Origin of the sequence: Flavobacterium sediminis (assembly GCF_003148385.1) — a bacterium.
Lineage (GTDB): Bacteria > Bacteroidota > Bacteroidia > Flavobacteriales > Flavobacteriaceae > Flavobacterium > Flavobacterium sediminis.
Genome location: NZ_CP029463.1, coordinates 2,322,669 through 2,339,990 on the forward strand (window position 1 = coordinate 2,322,669; position 17,322 = coordinate 2,339,990).

15 protein-coding genes are annotated in these 17,322 nt (G+C 34.2%); 11 read left to right on the forward strand and 4 right to left on the reverse strand.

Annotation, left to right across the window (positions count from 1 at the left end):
- The first annotated feature begins 44 nt into the window (after window positions 1-44).
- Entirely contained in the window at window positions 45-641 is a 597-nt protein-coding gene (locus DI487_RS10665; protein WP_245896349.1) for a phospholipid scramblase family protein, read from the forward strand.
- A gap of 50 nt (window positions 642-691) precedes the next feature.
- Here the strand turns inward: DI487_RS10665 and DI487_RS10670 are convergent, their stop codons facing one another.
- Together DI487_RS10670 and DI487_RS10675 are read right to left on the reverse strand one after the other, a co-directional pair.
- The gene (locus DI487_RS10670) at window positions 692-1,033 is read right to left on the reverse strand and encodes a hypothetical protein (RefSeq protein WP_109569631.1); all 342 of its coding nucleotides are present in this window, start codon (window positions 1,031-1,033) and stop codon (window positions 692-694) included.
- 79 nt (window positions 1,034-1,112) lie between these two features.
- Window positions 1,113-1,556 carry a Spy/CpxP family protein refolding chaperone gene (locus DI487_RS10675; RefSeq protein ID WP_146193450.1) on the reverse strand — a complete coding sequence of 148 codons (444 nt, stop codon included), beginning with the start codon at window positions 1,554-1,556 and terminating at the stop codon, window positions 1,113-1,115.
- A 99-nt stretch (window positions 1,557-1,655) separates the two neighbouring features.
- Between DI487_RS10675 and DI487_RS10680 the strand changes: the two genes are divergently transcribed.
- From DI487_RS10680 to DI487_RS10695, 4 genes are all read left to right on the forward strand, one after another.
- A complete protein-coding gene (locus DI487_RS10680; RefSeq protein ID WP_245896351.1) occupies window positions 1,656-2,072 on the forward strand; it encodes a hypothetical protein in 417 nt (138 codons plus the stop codon).
- Window positions 2,073-2,217: 145 nt separating this feature from the next.
- The gene (locus DI487_RS10685) at window positions 2,218-3,009 is read left to right on the forward strand and encodes an MbnP family protein (RefSeq protein ID WP_109569634.1); all 792 of its coding nucleotides are present in this window, start codon (window positions 2,218-2,220) and stop codon (window positions 3,007-3,009) included.
- A 123-nt stretch (window positions 3,010-3,132) separates the two neighbouring features.
- Window positions 3,133-4,170 carry a cytochrome-c peroxidase gene (locus tag DI487_RS10690; RefSeq protein WP_109569635.1) on the forward strand — a complete coding sequence of 346 codons (1,038 nt, stop codon included), beginning with the start codon at window positions 3,133-3,135 and terminating at the stop codon, window positions 4,168-4,170.
- A 6-nt stretch (window positions 4,171-4,176) separates the two neighbouring features.
- Window positions 4,177-5,136, forward strand: coding sequence for a transporter family protein (locus DI487_RS10695; protein WP_109569636.1), 960 nt, complete (start codon window positions 4,177-4,179; stop codon window positions 5,134-5,136).
- Window positions 5,137-5,184: 48 nt separating this feature from the next.
- On the opposite strand, the gene lysS is transcribed toward DI487_RS10695, so the two are convergent.
- Window positions 5,185-6,873 carry a lysine--tRNA ligase gene (lysS, locus tag DI487_RS10700; protein ID WP_109569637.1) on the reverse strand — a complete coding sequence of 563 codons (1,689 nt, stop codon included), beginning with the start codon at window positions 6,871-6,873 and terminating at the stop codon, window positions 5,185-5,187.
- Window positions 6,874-7,042: 169 nt separating this feature from the next.
- On the opposite strand from lysS, the gene lipB reads away from it, so the two are divergent.
- Window positions 7,043-7,750 carry a lipoyl(octanoyl) transferase LipB gene (gene lipB, locus DI487_RS10705; protein ID WP_109569638.1) on the forward strand — a complete coding sequence of 236 codons (708 nt, stop codon included), beginning with the start codon at window positions 7,043-7,045 and terminating at the stop codon, window positions 7,748-7,750.
- Window positions 7,751-7,788: 38 nt separating this feature from the next.
- Here the strand turns inward: lipB and DI487_RS10710 are convergent, their stop codons facing one another.
- On the reverse strand, window positions 7,789-8,448 hold the full coding sequence (locus tag DI487_RS10710; RefSeq protein ID WP_109569639.1) for a ribonuclease HII: 660 nt from the start codon (window positions 8,446-8,448) through the stop codon (window positions 7,789-7,791).
- A gap of 199 nt (window positions 8,449-8,647) precedes the next feature.
- On the opposite strand from DI487_RS10710, the gene DI487_RS10715 reads away from it, so the two are divergent.
- The 5 genes from DI487_RS10715 (at window position 8,648) to DI487_RS10735 (ending at window position 17,210) form a co-directional block, all read left to right on the forward strand.
- Window positions 8,648-11,599 carry a SusC/RagA family TonB-linked outer membrane protein gene (locus DI487_RS10715; protein ID WP_109569640.1) on the forward strand — a complete coding sequence of 984 codons (2,952 nt, stop codon included), beginning with the start codon at window positions 8,648-8,650 and terminating at the stop codon, window positions 11,597-11,599.
- A 168-nt stretch (window positions 11,600-11,767) separates the two neighbouring features.
- A complete protein-coding gene (locus DI487_RS10720; RefSeq protein WP_109569641.1) occupies window positions 11,768-13,243 on the forward strand; it encodes a SusD/RagB family nutrient-binding outer membrane lipoprotein in 1,476 nt (491 codons plus the stop codon).
- A gap of 12 nt (window positions 13,244-13,255) precedes the next feature.
- Window positions 13,256-14,047 carry a hypothetical protein gene (locus tag DI487_RS10725; protein WP_109569642.1) on the forward strand — a complete coding sequence of 264 codons (792 nt, stop codon included), beginning with the start codon at window positions 13,256-13,258 and terminating at the stop codon, window positions 14,045-14,047.
- A gap of 11 nt (window positions 14,048-14,058) precedes the next feature.
- Window positions 14,059-15,105, forward strand: a complete 1,047-nt coding sequence (locus tag DI487_RS10730) for a hypothetical protein (protein ID WP_109569643.1) — start codon at window positions 14,059-14,061, stop codon at window positions 15,103-15,105.
- A gap of 227 nt (window positions 15,106-15,332) precedes the next feature.
- Window positions 15,333-17,210: a putative porin gene (locus tag DI487_RS10735; RefSeq protein ID WP_245896353.1), complete on the forward strand. Its 1,878-nt coding sequence runs from the start codon at window positions 15,333-15,335 to the stop codon at window positions 17,208-17,210.
- Window positions 17,211-17,322: the final 112 nt, after the last annotated feature.

A 17,322-nucleotide genomic window follows, 5' to 3' on the forward strand; every position in this document is an offset into this window, starting at 1 on the left:
ATAGTTTATTTCTAAATTTGAGTAAAATTTAAAAATACAAAATTTTGGAAATAGCAGCTGTATTGAATAAAAATTTATTTCTTATTAAAGAACATATCGGCATATTCAAAGCCTCGAACAACTTTGATATTTTTGACTTGGAAAACGGTAAAATGATTATGACTTGTCGTGAGCCTAATTTGGGGTTTTTTACAAAATTGTTTCGTTTTACGGATTATAAAAGAATGACGCCGTTTGAAATTGAAATTAAAGATGAGCATCAAAATATTTTAATGGTAATTAAGCGAGGGATCACTTTATTCCGATCTGATGTTGAAGTTTTTGACGTAAAAAATCAGCTTTTGGGAATCTTTAAACAAAAAATCTTTTCAGTAGGAGGCAAGTTTGAGGTTTTTGATAAACATGATCGCCCTTTATGTACTTTAAAAGGAAAGTGGACAGGGTGGGATTTTAGTTTTCTGGATAAAAATAATGCGGAAATTGCACATGTGTCTAAAAAATGGGCAGGTATTGGAAAAGAATTTTTTACAAGCGCTGATAATTATGTGATTGAGATTCGGGATAGGGTTGCGGAAAATGACCCGATTCGCTATTTGATTATAGCCACAGTAATGTGCATCGATATGGTATTAAAAGAATAGTGGGGAAATAGATAAATAAAAAAAGAGGAGTAAACCTCCTCTTTGATTTTTTATTCTAAACCTACAGCTTTGTTGTAAAGCTTCTTGTTTGCTTTTAATTTCTCTAATTGTTCTTTGGTTAAAAGAGCAGATAATTTAGTCTCAATGTGTCTTGCGAAAATAATTTTTCGCTCTTCACCAAACGGAGAATTTTCTCCCATCTCTTCATTTTTATAAGCTAAAACATTGGTGATTTCGTCAGAAATACTTTGATCTGTAACATTTAAGAATTTAGAGATCTCCATTGATTCAACTTTTGCTTTTTCTGTGTATGAATCTTTTTTGCTTTCTTGAGCTGTTGAGAAAAGAGAGAAACCAAAGACAAGAACAACAAGCATTACTATTCTTTTCATAATTGATAAATTTATGGTTATATAGGTTACAAATCTAAATTAAAAAAATAGTTTTTCAAAAAAGATTGAAATAAATTTATTAATCCTCGCTAGGCTTTCTCATTTTTTTATTTCTTTCTCCTTTATGCATTTTTTCCCTTTCGGCATTTATTTCTTCCCATTTCTGCATTTGTTCTTTGGATAAAATATTTTTCATTTTGTTTTTGAAATCGATCTGAGCATCTAAACGTTCCTTTTGCATTTCATATCTTTGATCTGCGGTTGGTTTTGCTTCTGTTTCTTTCAATTTTTTCATTTCATCCATTTTAGCCTTTCTTTTGGCCTCTTGCTCTGTTAGCAACTTTTTGATCTCTGTTTGTTGCTTTTCATTAAGATCAAGATCTAAAGTCATTTTCTTTACTCGTAGCTCCGTTCTCTGTTCAGGAGTAAGTTGTTCTCTGTCGTGTCCTTTTCTTCCTTCTCGTTCTTGTGCAAAAGCGACCATTCCGGTTGCTAAAATTGCCATTAAAAATAATTTTTTCATAATTTTTCTTTTATAGTGATTAGATATGATTTCTGTTAAAAGGTTTAATTTCGGGTGGAAAAAATGTTGGTTATGTCAAAATATTGATACTTTTGTGACGTGTTAAGAGTAATAGTTGTCATAGCTGCTTTATTCATGGTTATAAAACCTGTAATTCCTATATTGGATTATGTGGTGAATTATGATTATATTAAAAATGAGCTCTGTGTCAATAAAGATAAGCCGCAGCTACATTGTAACGGGAAATGTCACTTGGCAAAAGAATTAGGTAAAGCTTCCGAACAAGGAAAGTCGCAATCCAATGATAAAAAAGAAAATTACCATTTAGAGTCAGAGATTCTTTTTTATCAAAATCTAAGAAATTTTCAGTTTTTGGCTTTTATTAAGACTTCGTTGAAAGAGGATAATTTTTATTATTCAGATACTTATCAGTTCACTTTTTCTGATAAAGCTTTTCATCCCCCATTGTTTAAATTTTACATACAATACTTGTTTGATTCAGTCAATCCTGATTGAACAATAGGTTTTGTCTTAAAATCAGGTATATTTTTATACTTGAAGGGCTGTCATTCAGTCTGTAAAAAAAGAAACGCCCATAAGTCTCGGGAAAGACAAACTATGAGCGCTTCATAACGTATGTATAATTTTTCAAATTTAAACAATGAAACTACAATTAAAAAATATTATAGTGGCATTAACTATTGCCATTGGTTTAACAGCGTGTTCAAATGACGATTCTTCAGGTGAAGTAACAGGAAATGGTACACTTGAGTTGAAATTCGATAACACTTATGGTGATGCAGATCTGATCTTCAATGCACCTTATACAAATAGTAACGGAGAAGTAGTAAAAATTAACAAAGCTATTTATATTATCAGTAATGTTGTTTTGACAAAAGAGGACGGAACTACTTTCACTGTTCCTAAGGAAGATAGCTATTTCTTTATCAATGAGGAAGATGCCATTAGCAGCTATGTAACGATTAGTATTCCTGATGTGCCGGCTGCTAATTATACGAAAGTTTCTTTTGGAGTGGGTGTTGATGAGGCTCAGTTTCTACAAGGACAAGAAGGTCAGGGCAATTTATTAGAGCGCGCTCAGGCTATAGGAATGACTTGGTCTTGGGCAGCAGGCTATAAGTTTGTTCGTATGGAAGGAACTTATACATCATCAATAGCTACAGATGATACTGTCTTTATGGTGCATACCGGTAAAACAGGAGAAATTTATAATTATGCTCAGATTGAAGTTGACCTGCCGGATCAAGCCTTAGTAAGAGCAAATATTACTCCTCAGGTACATATTATGGCCGATCTGCAACAAATCATTGACGGAACAACAGTTATTAATTTTGATGAAGGAACCTCTGTTATGGGAGGATCTAAAGTGCAAAGTATTATGGCGAATAATGTTCCCGGAATGTTTCATGTAGATCATGTTCATAACGATTAATTAGCAATTCTATTCTTGTAATTAAGAGTAAACCTTTGTGCTCATGTTCGAGAACTATTAACAAAGTAGCATTTTAGAACATGAGCCTTGTGTTTTTTCGCGCAAGAATTAATCATTAGAATTATGAAAAAAGTATTTGCGTTAATCGCCGGGTTATTTGCGATAAGCTGTTCTTCTGATAGTGAAGCCGAATATCAAAATATTCCGATCAATTATCAGGCACCGTCAAATTTTCCTCCTATGGCTTATGATCTGACGAATAATCCTTTAACGGAAAAAGGTTTTGAATTAGGGAAGAAAATTTTTTATGACGGGAGATTGTCTTCTGACGGAACTATTTCCTGTGGCTTTTGTCATATTCAGGAAAACGGATTTACGCATCATGGACACAATTTCAGTCATGGTGTAGGAGAAGCAATTGGCAGGCGAAATGCTCCGGCGGTTCAAAATATGGCGTACCAGACGCTCTTCATGTGGGACGGAGCAACGGAACATATCGAAATGATGCCTATGATACCTATTTTGTCAGAAATTGAAATGAACGGTAATTTTGTAGACATCATTACGATGATGCAAAATGACAGTGATTATCAGAAACTATTTAAACAAGCATTTGAGGACGGAGCTATTAACTCCGAGAATATGTTGAAAGCTTTGGCGCAGTTTATGACTATGCTGACATCCTCTAACTCTCGTTTTGATAAATACAGAAGGAATGAATCCGGAGGGGATTTAACAGTTGATGAATTAGAAGGTTACGATTTGTTTAATCAAAAATGTGCCTCTTGTCATGCAACGGATCTGTTTACGGATAATTCGCTTCGCAATAACGGATTGCCGATAAATCCAGCAATAAACGATTTAGGACATTATGATATAACCGAACAGGAAGTCGATAAATATAAGTTCAAAGTGCCAAGTTTACGCAATATAGAAGTTACGGCACCTTATATGCATGACGGACGGTTCTATACTTTAGAAGCGGTGCTGAACCATTACCAGAATGGTATTGTGAATACTGAAAATTTGGATCCCGCTTTGAGCGATAACGGATCTTTAGGTATTCCGTTAACAGAAGATGAAAAAGTAAAGATCATTGCTTTTTTAAAGACATTAACTGATAATGAGTTTTTGACAGACTCGCGTTTCTCTGAATTTTAAAAAAGAATGAAAAAAAGAATCTTAATATACAGTTTTCTTTTGTTTGTAGGTAATTTTTCATTTGCTTCAGACAAGGATACTTTAAGTTATGAAAATCCTTTTAAGAAATTTGAACGTTTTTTTGACGATTGCGATGCTTGTGGTTGTTCTGCGAGTGGCGGGAGTATGGGGTTTTCATCCATGTTGAATCCGAATTTTATAGGAGTGCGCTATTTTTACCAAAGCTATCAGAGCAGTGATAAGCTATATAGTAATTCGCCTTGGTATGATGAGAATTTCAATACGGTGCAAATTTGGACGAGAATTCCGTTGACTAAAAGTATTCAGCTTTCAGCTTTAATTCCTTATCATTTTCATAATAAGGAATCAGCCGTCGGTGAACAATCCATTTCCGGAATGGGTGATGTTACAGTATTAGGTTTTTATTCTTTGTTGCAAACAAAGAGTGATTCATTGGTTTACCAACATCGTTTACAATTGGGCGGAGGAGTAAAAATGCCTACCGGAAAGTTTAATGAAACAAACAATGGTAGTGTTAATCCGAGTTATCAGTTAGGAACCGGAAGTTGGGACTATATACTGGCAACAGAATATGTTGTTAAACGGAAAGCATTAGGTTTAAATGTTATTTTGAATTATACTATCAAAACGGAAAACAAGAAAAAATATGAGTTCGGTAACCAATTCAATTATGCAGGAACTTTATTTTATTTGTTTAGTACAGAAAAGTTAACATTTGTTCCTCAGGCCGGACTTGCCGGAGAAGTGTATGAAACGAATTATCAGCACAATCAGCGGGTGCGGAATACTGCCGGAGATATTTTGTTCGGGAAATTAGGTTTTGAATTGGGCAAAGATCGTTTTTCTTTCGGAGCGAATGCAATGTTGCCGATTAATCAAAATCTGACCGGGGGCAGGGTTGAAGCCAATTACCGATGGAGTGTCAATTTGAATTATAGTTTATAACAAAAAAGACAGGCTGTAAGCCTGTCTTTTTATTTTTATTTAGTTTTCTTAATTTAAGACCACTGTTTTAGCATCACCTTTAACGACAACTTTAGTCAGGTTTTGTTTTGCTAATTCTTTCATGGCAGCGTCCCATTTTTTACCACTCAATCCGGCTTTTTCTTTTAATTGTACTAAAGCCTGATTGTTCTCTGCTTTTAAAAGATCAACAATAACTTTAGCTTCATCACTTATAGCCAAAGGTTTTACTTCAGGTTTCATTTGCGGGAAGAATAAGACTTCCTGAATGGATTGATTGTTTGTTAAAAACATGATCAGGCGATCCATGCCGATTCCTAAACCGGATGTAGGGGGCATTCCGTATTCTAAAGCTCTTAAGAAATCCTGATCGATGAACATAGCTTCGTCATCCCCTTTTTCAGAAAGTTTTAATTGGTCCTCAAAACGCTCTCTTTGATCAATAGGGTCGTTCAATTCCGAATAAGCATTAGCAATTTCTTTTCCGCAAACCATTAATTCAAAACGCTCTGTTAAATCCGGGTTGTCTCTGTGTTCTTTGCATAGAGGCGACATTTCTTTCGGGTAATCTGTGATGAAAGTTGGCTGAATGAAGTTGCCTTCACATTTTTCGCCAAAGATCTCATCGATCAATTTTCCTTTCCCCATAGTGTCATCTACATCAATTCCCATTGATTTTGCTGCTGCCCGAATTTCATCTTCGCTCTTTCCTGTGATATCAAAACCTGTGAATTGTTTGATAGCATCGGTCATAGTAACACGGGTGTATGGAGCTTTAAAATCTACAGTGTGCTCTCCGAAAGTAGCCTGAGTAGTCCCGTTTACTTGTAAAGCACAATACTCTAACAGGTTTTCCGTGAATTCCATCATCCAGTTGTAGTCTTTGTAAGCAACATAGATCTCCATAGCTGTGAATTCCGGATTATGGGTTCTGTCCATTCCTTCGTTACGGAAATTTTTAGAAAACTCATAAACCCCGTCAAAACCACCAACGATCAGTCGTTTTAAGTACAATTCATTGGCAATACGCATATATAGCGGAATATTTAGTGAATTGTGATGTGTAACGAACGGGCGGGCTGCTGCTCCTCCCGGGATTGATTGTAATATAGGTGTTTCAACTTCCATGTATCCTTTTTCATTGAAGAAGGTACGCATGGCGTTGAATAATTTGGCTCTTTTAACAAAAACATCTTTTACTTGCGGATTGACCACTAAATCCACATAGCGCATTCTGTAGCGCAATTCAGCATCTGTAAATGCGTCAAAAACATGACCTTGATCGTCTGTTTTAGGTAATGGTAGCGGACGAAGCGTTTTGCTCAAAAAGGTGAAATTAGTTACACGTACGGCTTGGGCTCCCACTTTGGTAGTGAATAATTCACCCTCAATTCCGATAAAATCACCTAGGTCCGTCAATTTTTTAAAAACAGTGTTGTAAAGCGTTTTGTCTTCGCCTTCACAGATAACATCACGGTTAAAATACAACTGAATTCTTCCTTCGCTGTCTTGTAATTCGGCAAAAGAAGCTTTTCCCTGATCGCGAACACTCATTAAGCGACCGGCAATAATAACCTTCTTACCTTCAGAGAAATCATCCTTTATCTGTTTCGAAGTGTGATTAACAGGATACAAATTGGCAGGATACGGATTAATGCCGAGCTCTCTTAGCTTGGTCAGTTTCTCTCTTCTAATGATTTCTTGTTCTGAAAGTTGCATACTTTTTTGTTTTGAGCGTGCAAAGATAAAATATTTTGTTTCAAGTTCAAAGTTCAAAATGTTTGATTTTAGAGCGGTTTTTCAGGAATAAGAGTTTGGTTTTCGTGTTTTTTTCGATAGGGATTAAACAGGAAACTATTCGTATATTTGTAGGGTAATTTTATTCACAATGGTCGGAACACAAAACAGAACGATCCTTTTACAGGATTTGGGTACGAAAGATTACAAAGAAACTTGGGATTTTCAGGAAGAAGTCTTTGCGAGAGTAGTAGCGCAAAAAAAATTAAAACGTGACAATCCTGAAATGGATACGGATAATTATTTTTTCTTTGTAGAACACCCACATGTTTATACTTTAGGTAAAAGCGGAGATGTGTCTAACTTGTTACTTTCTGAAAAGCAGCTTGAAGAGAAAGGAGCTACTTTTTATAAAATCAATAGAGGAGGAGATATTACATATCATGGACCGGGACAAATTGTGGGGTATCCTATTTTAGATTTAGAGAACTTTTTTACTGATATACATAAATATTTGAGGCTTTTAGAGGAAACTATGATTATGGTTTTGGCAGATTATGGTTTGAAAGGGATGCGTAGCGAGGGGGAAACCGGAGTTTGGTTAGATGTAGGAACGCCATTTGCTCGAAAAATTTGTGCTATGGGGGTTCGTGCCAGTCGTTGGGTAACCATGCATGGTTTTGCTCTTAATGTGAATGCAGATCTGGGATATTTTGATAATATCATTCCTTGCGGGATAAGAGGAAAAGGAGTTACCTCGCTTCATGTGGAATTGGGTAGAGAAGTTGATGAAGATGAAGTGCGTCAAAAAATAGTCAAATATTTTGCGGAACTTTTTGAGGCTAAATTAATTTGGTAGCATGTTGTTAGGTTAAAAAAAAGACTACTATCAATTCCTTATAAAGGAAGTTCCAGTTGCTCGGGTAATAAGCGAAAGCTTTTTCGGTGGTAAGGGCTGGGGCCATATTGAGCGATAGCTTCCCGGTGTTCTTTTGTGGGGTAGCCTTTGTTCTTTTTCCAGTTATACATAGGGTATTCTTCATGGATTTTATCCATGAATTCATCTCTGTACGTTTTAGCAAGAACTGAAGCGGCAGCGATACTTAAGTATTTACCGTCTCCTTTTATAATACTTTGATTAGGAATGTCTTTTAGATATTCAATTTCTTCTCGGGTAAAGATTTTTCCATAAGTGTTTTGAATTTCCAGTTTTCGGAAAATAGGGCGATTGCCGTCTACAATAAGGTGTTCCGGTTTTTGTGAGAGTTTTAGAATACATTCTTGCATTGCTTTCATGGAAGCATTCAGAATATTGATCTCGTCAATTTCTTCATTATATATATGAGTAACTGCAAAAGTCAGAGCTTGATTTTCTATATCAGGTCTTAATTGAAATCTTTTTTTTTCGGAAAGCTGTTTGGAGTCGTTTAATATATTGTTTTCAAAATCAGGGTTCAGTATAATGGCAGCAGCTGTTACGGGTCCGGCCAAACATCCTCTTCCGGCTTCGTCAGTACCGCATTCTAAAACCTTTTGTTTATAACATTTGCTTAACATTGCATTTTTTTGACAAAAATATAATTTTTAACGCAACCTTTTGCTGTTTTGTGCATCTTTATAGTGTTAGTATTCCCAAAAAGATATTTTTAGCGCTAAAAGTTTTAACATTATTAAATACTAATATTCCTTGCAAATATTTGGTAAATTAAGAAATAATTAAGAAGTTTGCGGAATAACTAACTCAAATAAATTTAATATGAGATCAAAGTTTAAATGGATTTTTACGCTTTTAGTAGCGTTAACAATGCAGTTTTCATTTGCTCAGGAGAAAACTGTTACGGGTGTAGTTACTGACGAACTAGGTCCCGTTGCCGGTGCTAATGTTGTGGTAAAAGGCACTTCAAATGGTACAACCACGGATTTCGATGGTAACTTTTCAATCAAAGCTAAAAAAGGAGACGTTTTAGAAGTTTCTTATGTAGGTATGAAAGAAGAGGTTACTGTTGGAGATGGTAATGTTTATAATGTTACATTGAACGCTATGCAGCTTGAAGCTGTTGAGGTTGTCGGAGCGTTAGGTATTAAGCGTAAGGCAGATGAGGTTACTTCTTCTTATCAAGTGGTAAAAAATGAAGAAATTACTCAGGCGGCTAATCCTAATGTTGTGCAGGCTTTAGCGGCTAAGGTTTCTGGTTTACAGATTAATACTGCAAGTAACAGTGTTAACTCTTCTACTAGAATTGTAATTAATGGTACTCGTTCCATTACTGGTAACAACCAAGCTTTAGTTGTTATTGATAATGCGATTTCGACTGCGTCTGTTTTACAAAGCTTACCTCCTGAAATCATTGAATCTGTTAACGTAATTAAAGGGGCGCAAGGGTCTGCTTTATATGGTGAACAAGGATCAAACGGAGTTATTTTAGTGACTACTAAAAAAGGTAGCGGTGTTGAAGATAAAATAACTGTTACTTTTAATTCAGCAATAGATTTTCAAAAAGTTTCTTATTTGCCGGTAAGACAAACTCGTTACGGTCAAGGATGGTACGGTGAGCATGTGGCAATAGAGAATGGTTCTTGGGGTGCTGAAACTGACGGTTCAATGCAACCTGTAGGTTTACCGCAAGCTGATGGAACTACTTTTACTGCTCCATATACAGGAGATTCTGATAATATTAAAGATTTTTTCAAAACAGGTATTATCAAACAAAATGGTTTGACAGTTTCTGCAGGATCTTTACAAAACGGATATGCGTTATTGTCAATCAATAGACAAGATAGAGAGTTCGTTGTTGATGGGGATATCTTGAAACGTACAAATGTTATGTTTAAAGGTGGTAAAAAAGTAGGGAAGTTTACTGCTGAAGGAAGTGTTCAGTATTATTCTCAAGTTCAGGAGAATACTACAGCAGGTTTATATTCACAATTGTTACAAACAGCAACAACTATTCCGGTTGGTATGTTTGAAAACTCAGGAAATAATGGTCACTGGAATGTTTATTACAGAAGCCCTTATTGGACTAGAGATAATGTAAGAGGTAAATATGTTACAGATTATGTAAATGCCGGAGCGTCTTTGAAATATGAGATCAATAAGAATATTAATTTAACTTGGGCTCCTAACGTACAAGTTACATCTTCTGGATCAACTACATGGACAAACGCTTTTACAAGTGAAGATGATTTGTATAACGATTACTCAAACAGAATTGTTCGTTCTTCTTTTTATGATGCAACTGGATTTTCAAGAAGAATTTATTCTGACTTCATGATTAATCTTGATTATGATTTAACTGAAGATTTGACTTTAAAAGCAAATATCGGTAATAATGTTCAGGATTATTATTCAAGAACTAACACAGTTGGTGGGTCTGATTTAGACGTTGCAAATGCTTTCTATAATTATACTAACGTTTTAACGCCTGATTTACCTACAAGTGGTAATTTGACAAATGCATATTCAAGAAAAAGGACTTTTTCATTTTTTGCTAATGTTGATTTAGGTTATAAAGAGTATTTGAACTTAAATATTACAGGTAGAAATGACTGGTCATCAGTTCTTGATCCTAGCAATAATAGTTATTTCTATCCAGGTGCAGGTTTGTCATTCATTCCTACAAAAGCATTTGAAAATATAAAAGGAGATATTCTTAACTATGCTAAAGTATATGGAAGTTTTACTGCAACAGGTAACTCTTCAGCAGTTAGTACTTATGGTGTGGATGAAATTGGGGTTGTTCCTTCAGGATTCCCTTATGGTGATTTGTCTTCTTATATTGCAAATACGTCACCTACTTATAAATATATTAAACCGGAGAGAAACTATACAAGAGATTTTGGTTTAAGTTTAGGGTTCTTTAAGGATAGATTGACTTTAGATGGTCAATACTATTATACCGAGACTAAAGATTTGATTACTAGAGCAACAGCTTCTTCTACTTCTGGATTAACTAGTAGTTTACAAAATATCGGAGAGTTGCATACAACAGGTTTCAATATTGATTTAGGATATACTCCGATCAAAGCTAAAGAAGAAGGAGATTTTGAGTGGACTGGAAAAGTAAACTTCTCTACTTATAAGACAATTATTGATAAAGTGTCTGATGGGGCAAACGAAGTTAACTTAGCAACTATAAATGATTTGGCTGGTGTTTTCGCTGTTGAAGGTGAGGAATTTCCAACAATTAAAGGAATCGGATATTTAAGAGATGATGCAGGTAACGTGATTGTAGATGCTACATCAGGTAATCCGTTATATACATCTGAATTTAAAAAGTTTGGTACTTCTACTCCTGATTTTACAATTGGTTTCACTAATTCATTTGCTTACAAAGGAGTTAAATTAACTGCTGTTTGTGATTATAGAAGTGGAGGAGTATTCTACTCAGGATCTATGTATCAATTAGCATGGACAGGAAACTTAATCGAGTCTGCTGAAAATGGTAGAGCCGGTGGATTTATTTTCCCTAATTCTGTATATGAAGACCCTAATAATCCAGGTCAATATATTGAAAACACTAATGTTGTAACTGGTGGTAATTCATACGCAACATACCAAACTTATTTTAGTAATGACTATGCTTTTAACAATGCAGAAAATAATATCTTAGATGCTACTGCTGTTAAAGTAAGAGAGATTGCATTGAGTTATACATTACCTTCAAAATTGTTGAAAAACTCAGGTATTTCATCAGTGACTATGGGGTAAATGCTAGAAATGTATTCATGTGGTTACCTAAAGAAAACAGATTCTATTCAGATCCAGAAAATAACTGGAGTTCAACAAGTAATGCTCAAGGGTTGAATGTTGTAGGGACTTATCCTCCTACAAGAACTTATGGTTTTACTTTAAATCTAACTTTTTAATTAATTTGATATGAGAAAGATAAAGTATTTATTTGCAGGATTTTTGGCGTTGTCCATGTTATCTTGTGATGATTACCTTGATATTAACGATGATCCTAATAATATTCATCAAGAGGATATTCGTCCGGATATGCAATTGCCAGGTGCAATGGTTATGACTTACCGAGTTCAGGCTAGATCAATGAATATATTAGGTAATATTTTTATGCAAAACTGGTATGCTGATGTTAACAACTATACAGGTGTTAATACCAGTGATGAGTATACTTTAGATATTAGTAATAATTTCTATGATGATATCTGGGATGGATTATATGTTGGAGTTAATAATTTTCAACAAGTAATTAATTACGATAGCCAAGATTATGACAATCATAAAGCAGTAGCTTTAATCATGAAATCTTTCTATATGCAATATATAGTGGATTTATATGGTGATGCTCCCTATTCTCAAGCTTTCTTGGGTCAAGAATTATTGACTCCGGCTTATGATAATGATGCTGATATCTACAGAGCTTTGATTGATAATATTAATGCTGGTATTGATTTATTTTATACAGCAGATTCTAATGATGCTGTTTTAGGTTCTGAAGATGTTCTTTTTCAAGGTGCTATCAATAAATGGATTGAGTTTGCAAACACTCTAAAAATGAGAATTTTATTGCGTCAGTCTGAATTAACTGATGCTACAACTCAAGCTTACATTCAAGATGAGTTTGATGTTATCGCTACATCTGGAGTATTCTTGTCAACAGACGCATTTATTAATCCGGGGTATAGTGATGCTACTGATGCTAATATGAACCCTTACAATAATTTATTCTATAATTCATCAGGGTCTGCTCAAACGTATTATAATTATACGAGAGCAAGTGCTTATATCGCTGATTTCTTGAACGGAGATATTAATGGTGTAACTGATCCAAGAGGTTCTGTGTTATATGAATTAGTGGGGTCAAGTAGTGATATTGTTGGAGCAGTTCAAGGAGACTTCAATGGTCCTTCTGAGTTGTCTCACATCGTTCCGGTTATGCCTGATGCTGATTCAGATGGTATCTTAATGTCTTATGCAGAATCTAGATTCTTATTAGCAGAAGCTTACGATAAAGGTTATTTATCAGGTGATGCTGAAATGGCTTTTTATGAAGGAGTTCAAGCTTCATTCAGTTTATACGGAGCAGGTGGATTCTCAACGTATTACTCTCAAATTGATGCAATTGCAGGTTTAGGATGGAATGGTGGAAACCACATGGAAGCTATCATGACTCAAAAATGGTTAGCAACAAATAGTGTTAATCCAATTGAAGCTTATATTGATATGACTAGAACAGGATATCCGAATATCCCTCTAGCTACAACTGCTTTATATTCTAACAGACCTTACAGATTGCAATATCCTCTTTCAGAGTATGTAGCTAATTCTGCGAATGTGCCTGTTATTCCTCAAGCTCAATTGTTCCAAGTTGGACCATTCTGGAAAAATTAAAAATAAATAGTTATGAAAAAAGTATTTTTATTATCAATTTTTTCACTATTCACTCTTGCGAGTTGTAGTGATGACGATGTGACGTCTTTAGGGCCTACTTCAACGATTGTAGGTTTCCCGGAAGATCAAACTACATACAATTTCCTTACAGATGTAACTGAAGCACAAATAGATGTTCCTGTAAATTTAATTAGTTATGCTAATGAAACTTTTCCTTCTAATGATGTAGTTGTTAGTTGGGAAGTTAACACTGCTGAAACTACTGCTGTAGAAGGTGTTGATTTTGATTTTGTTCAAACATCAACTAGTACAACAATTACACAAGGTAATTCTGCTGCACTAATTCCTTTTAAAGTTTATCCGATAGTTTTTGATCCGGCTGATCCTAAACAAATTGTTTTGGATATGACTGTTGTTGATTCTAATAATGCAATTATTGGGGCTCAATATCAAAAAGTTACTATTATATTGCAAGGAGTTTGTCCTTCTTATTTAGCAGGTGAATATTATATTAACTTTGCATCCGGGCCTCAAGATATCACAATCGAAGAAATCGGACCTGGTCAATACAGAGCTAGTTATTTCCCAACATTTGCATCAGTATATTGGTGGGAGTTTTCTGATGTTTGTGGAGACTTAGTGATTACAGATTGGCAATATCAAAGTGGTAACGCTATTTATGGTACTTCGACACCAATGCCTCATGGGGTAATAAATGGTGATGGTAGTTTAACATTCTCAGGAGTTAATGTTACCGGAGTATCTTGGTATGTTAATCTTACTTGGACAATTTATCCATATTAAAAAAATAAACTATGAAGAAATTAATTAATAATAATTTTAGATTTGCTCTACCTTTATTCTCATTATTAGCTTTAGCTTCTTGTGATGACAATATGGATGAGCCAGGCTACCCTGCTTTAGCTGATAAACCGGTTGTAACTTTAACGTATGATAACCTTAATATTTTAGAGTTAGACGATGAATCAACTACAGGAGTTAACGAAAATATTGCAACATTTGTTTTGACTGCTGACAGAATTTATAAAGAGGATATGAAGTTCTCTATTAAATTGAATGCAGCTGAATCTACAGCAGATGCTAAAGATTTTACAATTTCTTTATCTGAAGCAGATTTAGATTACGGAACTGACGGAGCTTTTGTAGCAACAATCCCTGCAAATACTCTTTCTACAACGTTTACTGTTGCAGCTAATTTTGATATTTATCCTGAGTCAACTGAGAACTTAGTTTTTGATATCAAACCTATGGCTGATTTGAACGGAACTATTGCCGGTTCAAGTAAAAAAGTAGAATTAACTATCGGAAACTCTACTTCTGATGAATTAGTATTAATATTAGATTGGAATGGAGATAGTACTTATACTAATATTACTGATCCAAACGATCCTTATGAAAGTACTTTAGCAGATTATGATTTCGATTTAGAGGTTTATAACTCTGGTTTTTCATTAGTAGATTATAGTTGGTCTGATAGTCCTGAGCAAGTTAATTTTGCGACTTCAAATGCAGACGGATTATATTTTGTAATAGCTGGTTTCTATTCTACTTACGGTGCAGTACCTATGTTGCCAATTAATTTTGATGTGACTTTAACAATAGCAAAACCAGGTGTTTTTGTATATGATTATGACATGTCCGGAATTTGGAATAGTACTGACGGAGGTGATGATGAAGGTAATGTTGATGCTTACCAAGTACCGGTATATTTTGTTAAAACAACTACAAACGGAGTAGCAACCTACGAAGTTTATAATTTAGCAGATGATACTTTATTGGCAAGTGGAAAATCTTCTACTGACTTGAAAGTTTATTTTAATTCTTTTAAAAGAGTAAAATAATTTAGTCAATATATGATTTAAAGGCTCCATATTTTATGGAGCCTTTTTTGTTTTGCAGTATATCAAAATTTATTTCGGGTAAGTATCTGTTTTTTTGAAATTAGCTTATTTGAATAGAGAATATGTATTTTTTATGTAGATTTGCCATTATTGAAAATATAATGAGAAATCTTTTTATTTGCGTTTTACTTTTTTTTACATTTTCCTTGGTAGCACAGGAAAAAACTTTGCAGTTAGACCAGCGTTCAGAAAATCAGGTTCAGACTCATTCTGATACTACTAAGCCGTTCAAGTCAAGATTGACAGATAAAGGAACTAAACCTCCGATCGATTTATACAAAATTTATGATCTGCATAATGATACAACTTATGTAGATACAACTTTAAGCATACAAAAAGAATATCGATACAATTTACTTCGAAAAGATATATTCGGACTTTTGCCATTTGCTAATGAAGGACATACTTATAATACTTTAGATTTTAATCGTGTTGAGAAAGGTACTTTTCCTAATTTCGGATTCAGTGCTAAACATTTCAATTATATGGAAGTGGAGGATATAAAGTATTATTCTGTTCCGACTCCTCTAACGGATCTTTATTATAAAACAGTTATGGAACAGGGCCAAACCCTAGATGCCTTTTTGACTGTAAATACGAAACCTAATCTGAATTTCTCCATTGCTTATAAAGGTTTGCGTTCTAACGGTAAATACATAAATAATATTAGTAGTTCCGGTAATTTCCGTTTAACAACCAGTTATTTTACAAAAGATAAACGCTATATTTTAAATGCTCATTTTGCAGGGCAAGATATTTCCAATCAAGAAAACGGAGGGGTAATAGACGTGTCTCTTTTTGAATCAAGTGAAGATCCTTATACGGAAAGAGATCGACTAGACGTGTATTTTTATGATGCGACTTCTCTTTTAAAAGGGAACCGTTTTTTTATTGACCATTCTTTTAAATTGAATAAAACAAATCCCAATAGTTTAATTATAAAGCATCAATTCAATCAGGAATATAAGTTTTTTGAGTTTACGCAGTCTACTGTGTCTGAAAGATTGGGAGATTCTTATACAAATGAGATCAATGATAAGACAAGGTATAATCATTTGTACAATAAATTAGGAGTAGGGTTCACAACTGAAAAATATGGAGATTTCATAGGCTTTGTGGACTATAACACGTATAATTATTACTACAATAGTGTGGTCTATGATGCTAATGAGAATATTTTAGTGCCTAATTCTTTAAATGATAAAATAGCTTCTTTTGGAGGGAATTATACTTATTTTCTTAACGGGATTAAGTTGAATTTGCTGTTTTCCAATTCCATAACTGATCAGTCAATTTCTAATATTGAAGCTTCTGCCCGGTATAATCTGAACGAAGATTATAGTTTTTATTTTAAATACCAAAAGCAAAACTCATTACCCAATCTGAATTATACATTGTTTCAAAGTGATTATGTAGATTATAATTGGTATAATAATTTTAAAAATGAAAAGCGGAATCATTTTGAGTTTGAAGCTCAAACAAAATGGTTGAATTTAGATGTTAATTATACTATTTTAAATGATTACCTATATTTTGATAATATAACTAATGATATTGCGACCTTAACAGTTAAACCTTTTCAATACGGGAATACGATTAATTACCTTTCGGTAAAAGCAAGCAAAGAGATAAAATTTTGGAAATTGGCTTTAGATAATACTGTACTGTATCAAAATGTATCACAAACAGATGCTATTATCAACGTTCCTGAAATTGTAACACGTCAGTCGCTCTATTTTTCAGGGCATGCCTTTAAGAAAGCAATGTTTATCCAAACAGGTTTTGTCTTTAATTATTTTACAGAGTATTATCAGAACGATTATAATCCGTTGATCGGAGAGTTTTATATCCAGCATGAGAAAAAGATAGGGAACTTCCCGCTTGTTGATTTTTTTATCAATGCTAAGGTTCGCCAAACCCGTATTTTTCTGAAAGCCGAACATTTCAATTCGGCATGGACAGGATATAATTATTTTTCTGCGCCGAATTATCCGTATAGAGACTTCTTAGTACGTTTCGGTTTAGTATGGAATTTCTTTAAATAAAGATTCTGGGTTAGAATTTGGCTCGTAATGGTGGAGTGGTAAAGGTTTATTTGGAAACCATGAATATATAAAATAACTTTGCCGGAAATTACGAAGAAGCCTTATTTCTTCG

Excerpts from the sequence above, each read along its gene's own strand:
- DI487_RS10725 (WP_109569642.1), top strand. The coding sequence starts at position 13,256 with ATGAAAAAAGTATTTTTATTATCAATTTTTTCACTATTCACTCTTGCG.
- DI487_RS10695 (WP_109569636.1), top strand. The coding sequence starts at position 4,177 with ATGAAAAAAAGAATCTTAATATACAGTTTTCTTTTGTTTGTAGGTAAT.
- lipB (WP_109569638.1), top strand. The coding sequence starts at position 7,043 with ATGGTCGGAACACAAAACAGAACGATCCTTTTACAGGATTTGGGTACG.
- DI487_RS10670 (WP_109569631.1), bottom strand. The coding sequence starts at position 1,033 with ATGAAAAGAATAGTAATGCTTGTTGTTCTTGTCTTTGGTTTCTCTCTT.
- DI487_RS10685 (WP_109569634.1), top strand. The coding sequence starts at position 2,218 with ATGAAACTACAATTAAAAAATATTATAGTGGCATTAACTATTGCCATT.
- DI487_RS10730 (WP_109569643.1), top strand. The coding sequence starts at position 14,059 with ATGAAGAAATTAATTAATAATAATTTTAGATTTGCTCTACCTTTATTC.
- DI487_RS10675 (WP_146193450.1), bottom strand. The coding sequence starts at position 1,556 with ATGAAAAAATTATTTTTAATGGCAATTTTAGCAACCGGAATGGTCGCT.
- DI487_RS10715 (WP_109569640.1), top strand. The coding sequence starts at position 8,648 with ATGAGATCAAAGTTTAAATGGATTTTTACGCTTTTAGTAGCGTTAACA.
- DI487_RS10720 (WP_109569641.1), top strand. The coding sequence starts at position 11,768 with ATGAGAAAGATAAAGTATTTATTTGCAGGATTTTTGGCGTTGTCCATG.
- lysS (WP_109569637.1), bottom strand. The coding sequence starts at position 6,873 with ATGCAACTTTCAGAACAAGAAATCATTAGAAGAGAGAAACTGACCAAG.
- DI487_RS10710 (WP_109569639.1), bottom strand. The coding sequence starts at position 8,448 with ATGTTAAGCAAATGTTATAAACAAAAGGTTTTAGAATGCGGTACTGAC.
- DI487_RS10690 (WP_109569635.1), top strand. The coding sequence starts at position 3,133 with ATGAAAAAAGTATTTGCGTTAATCGCCGGGTTATTTGCGATAAGCTGT.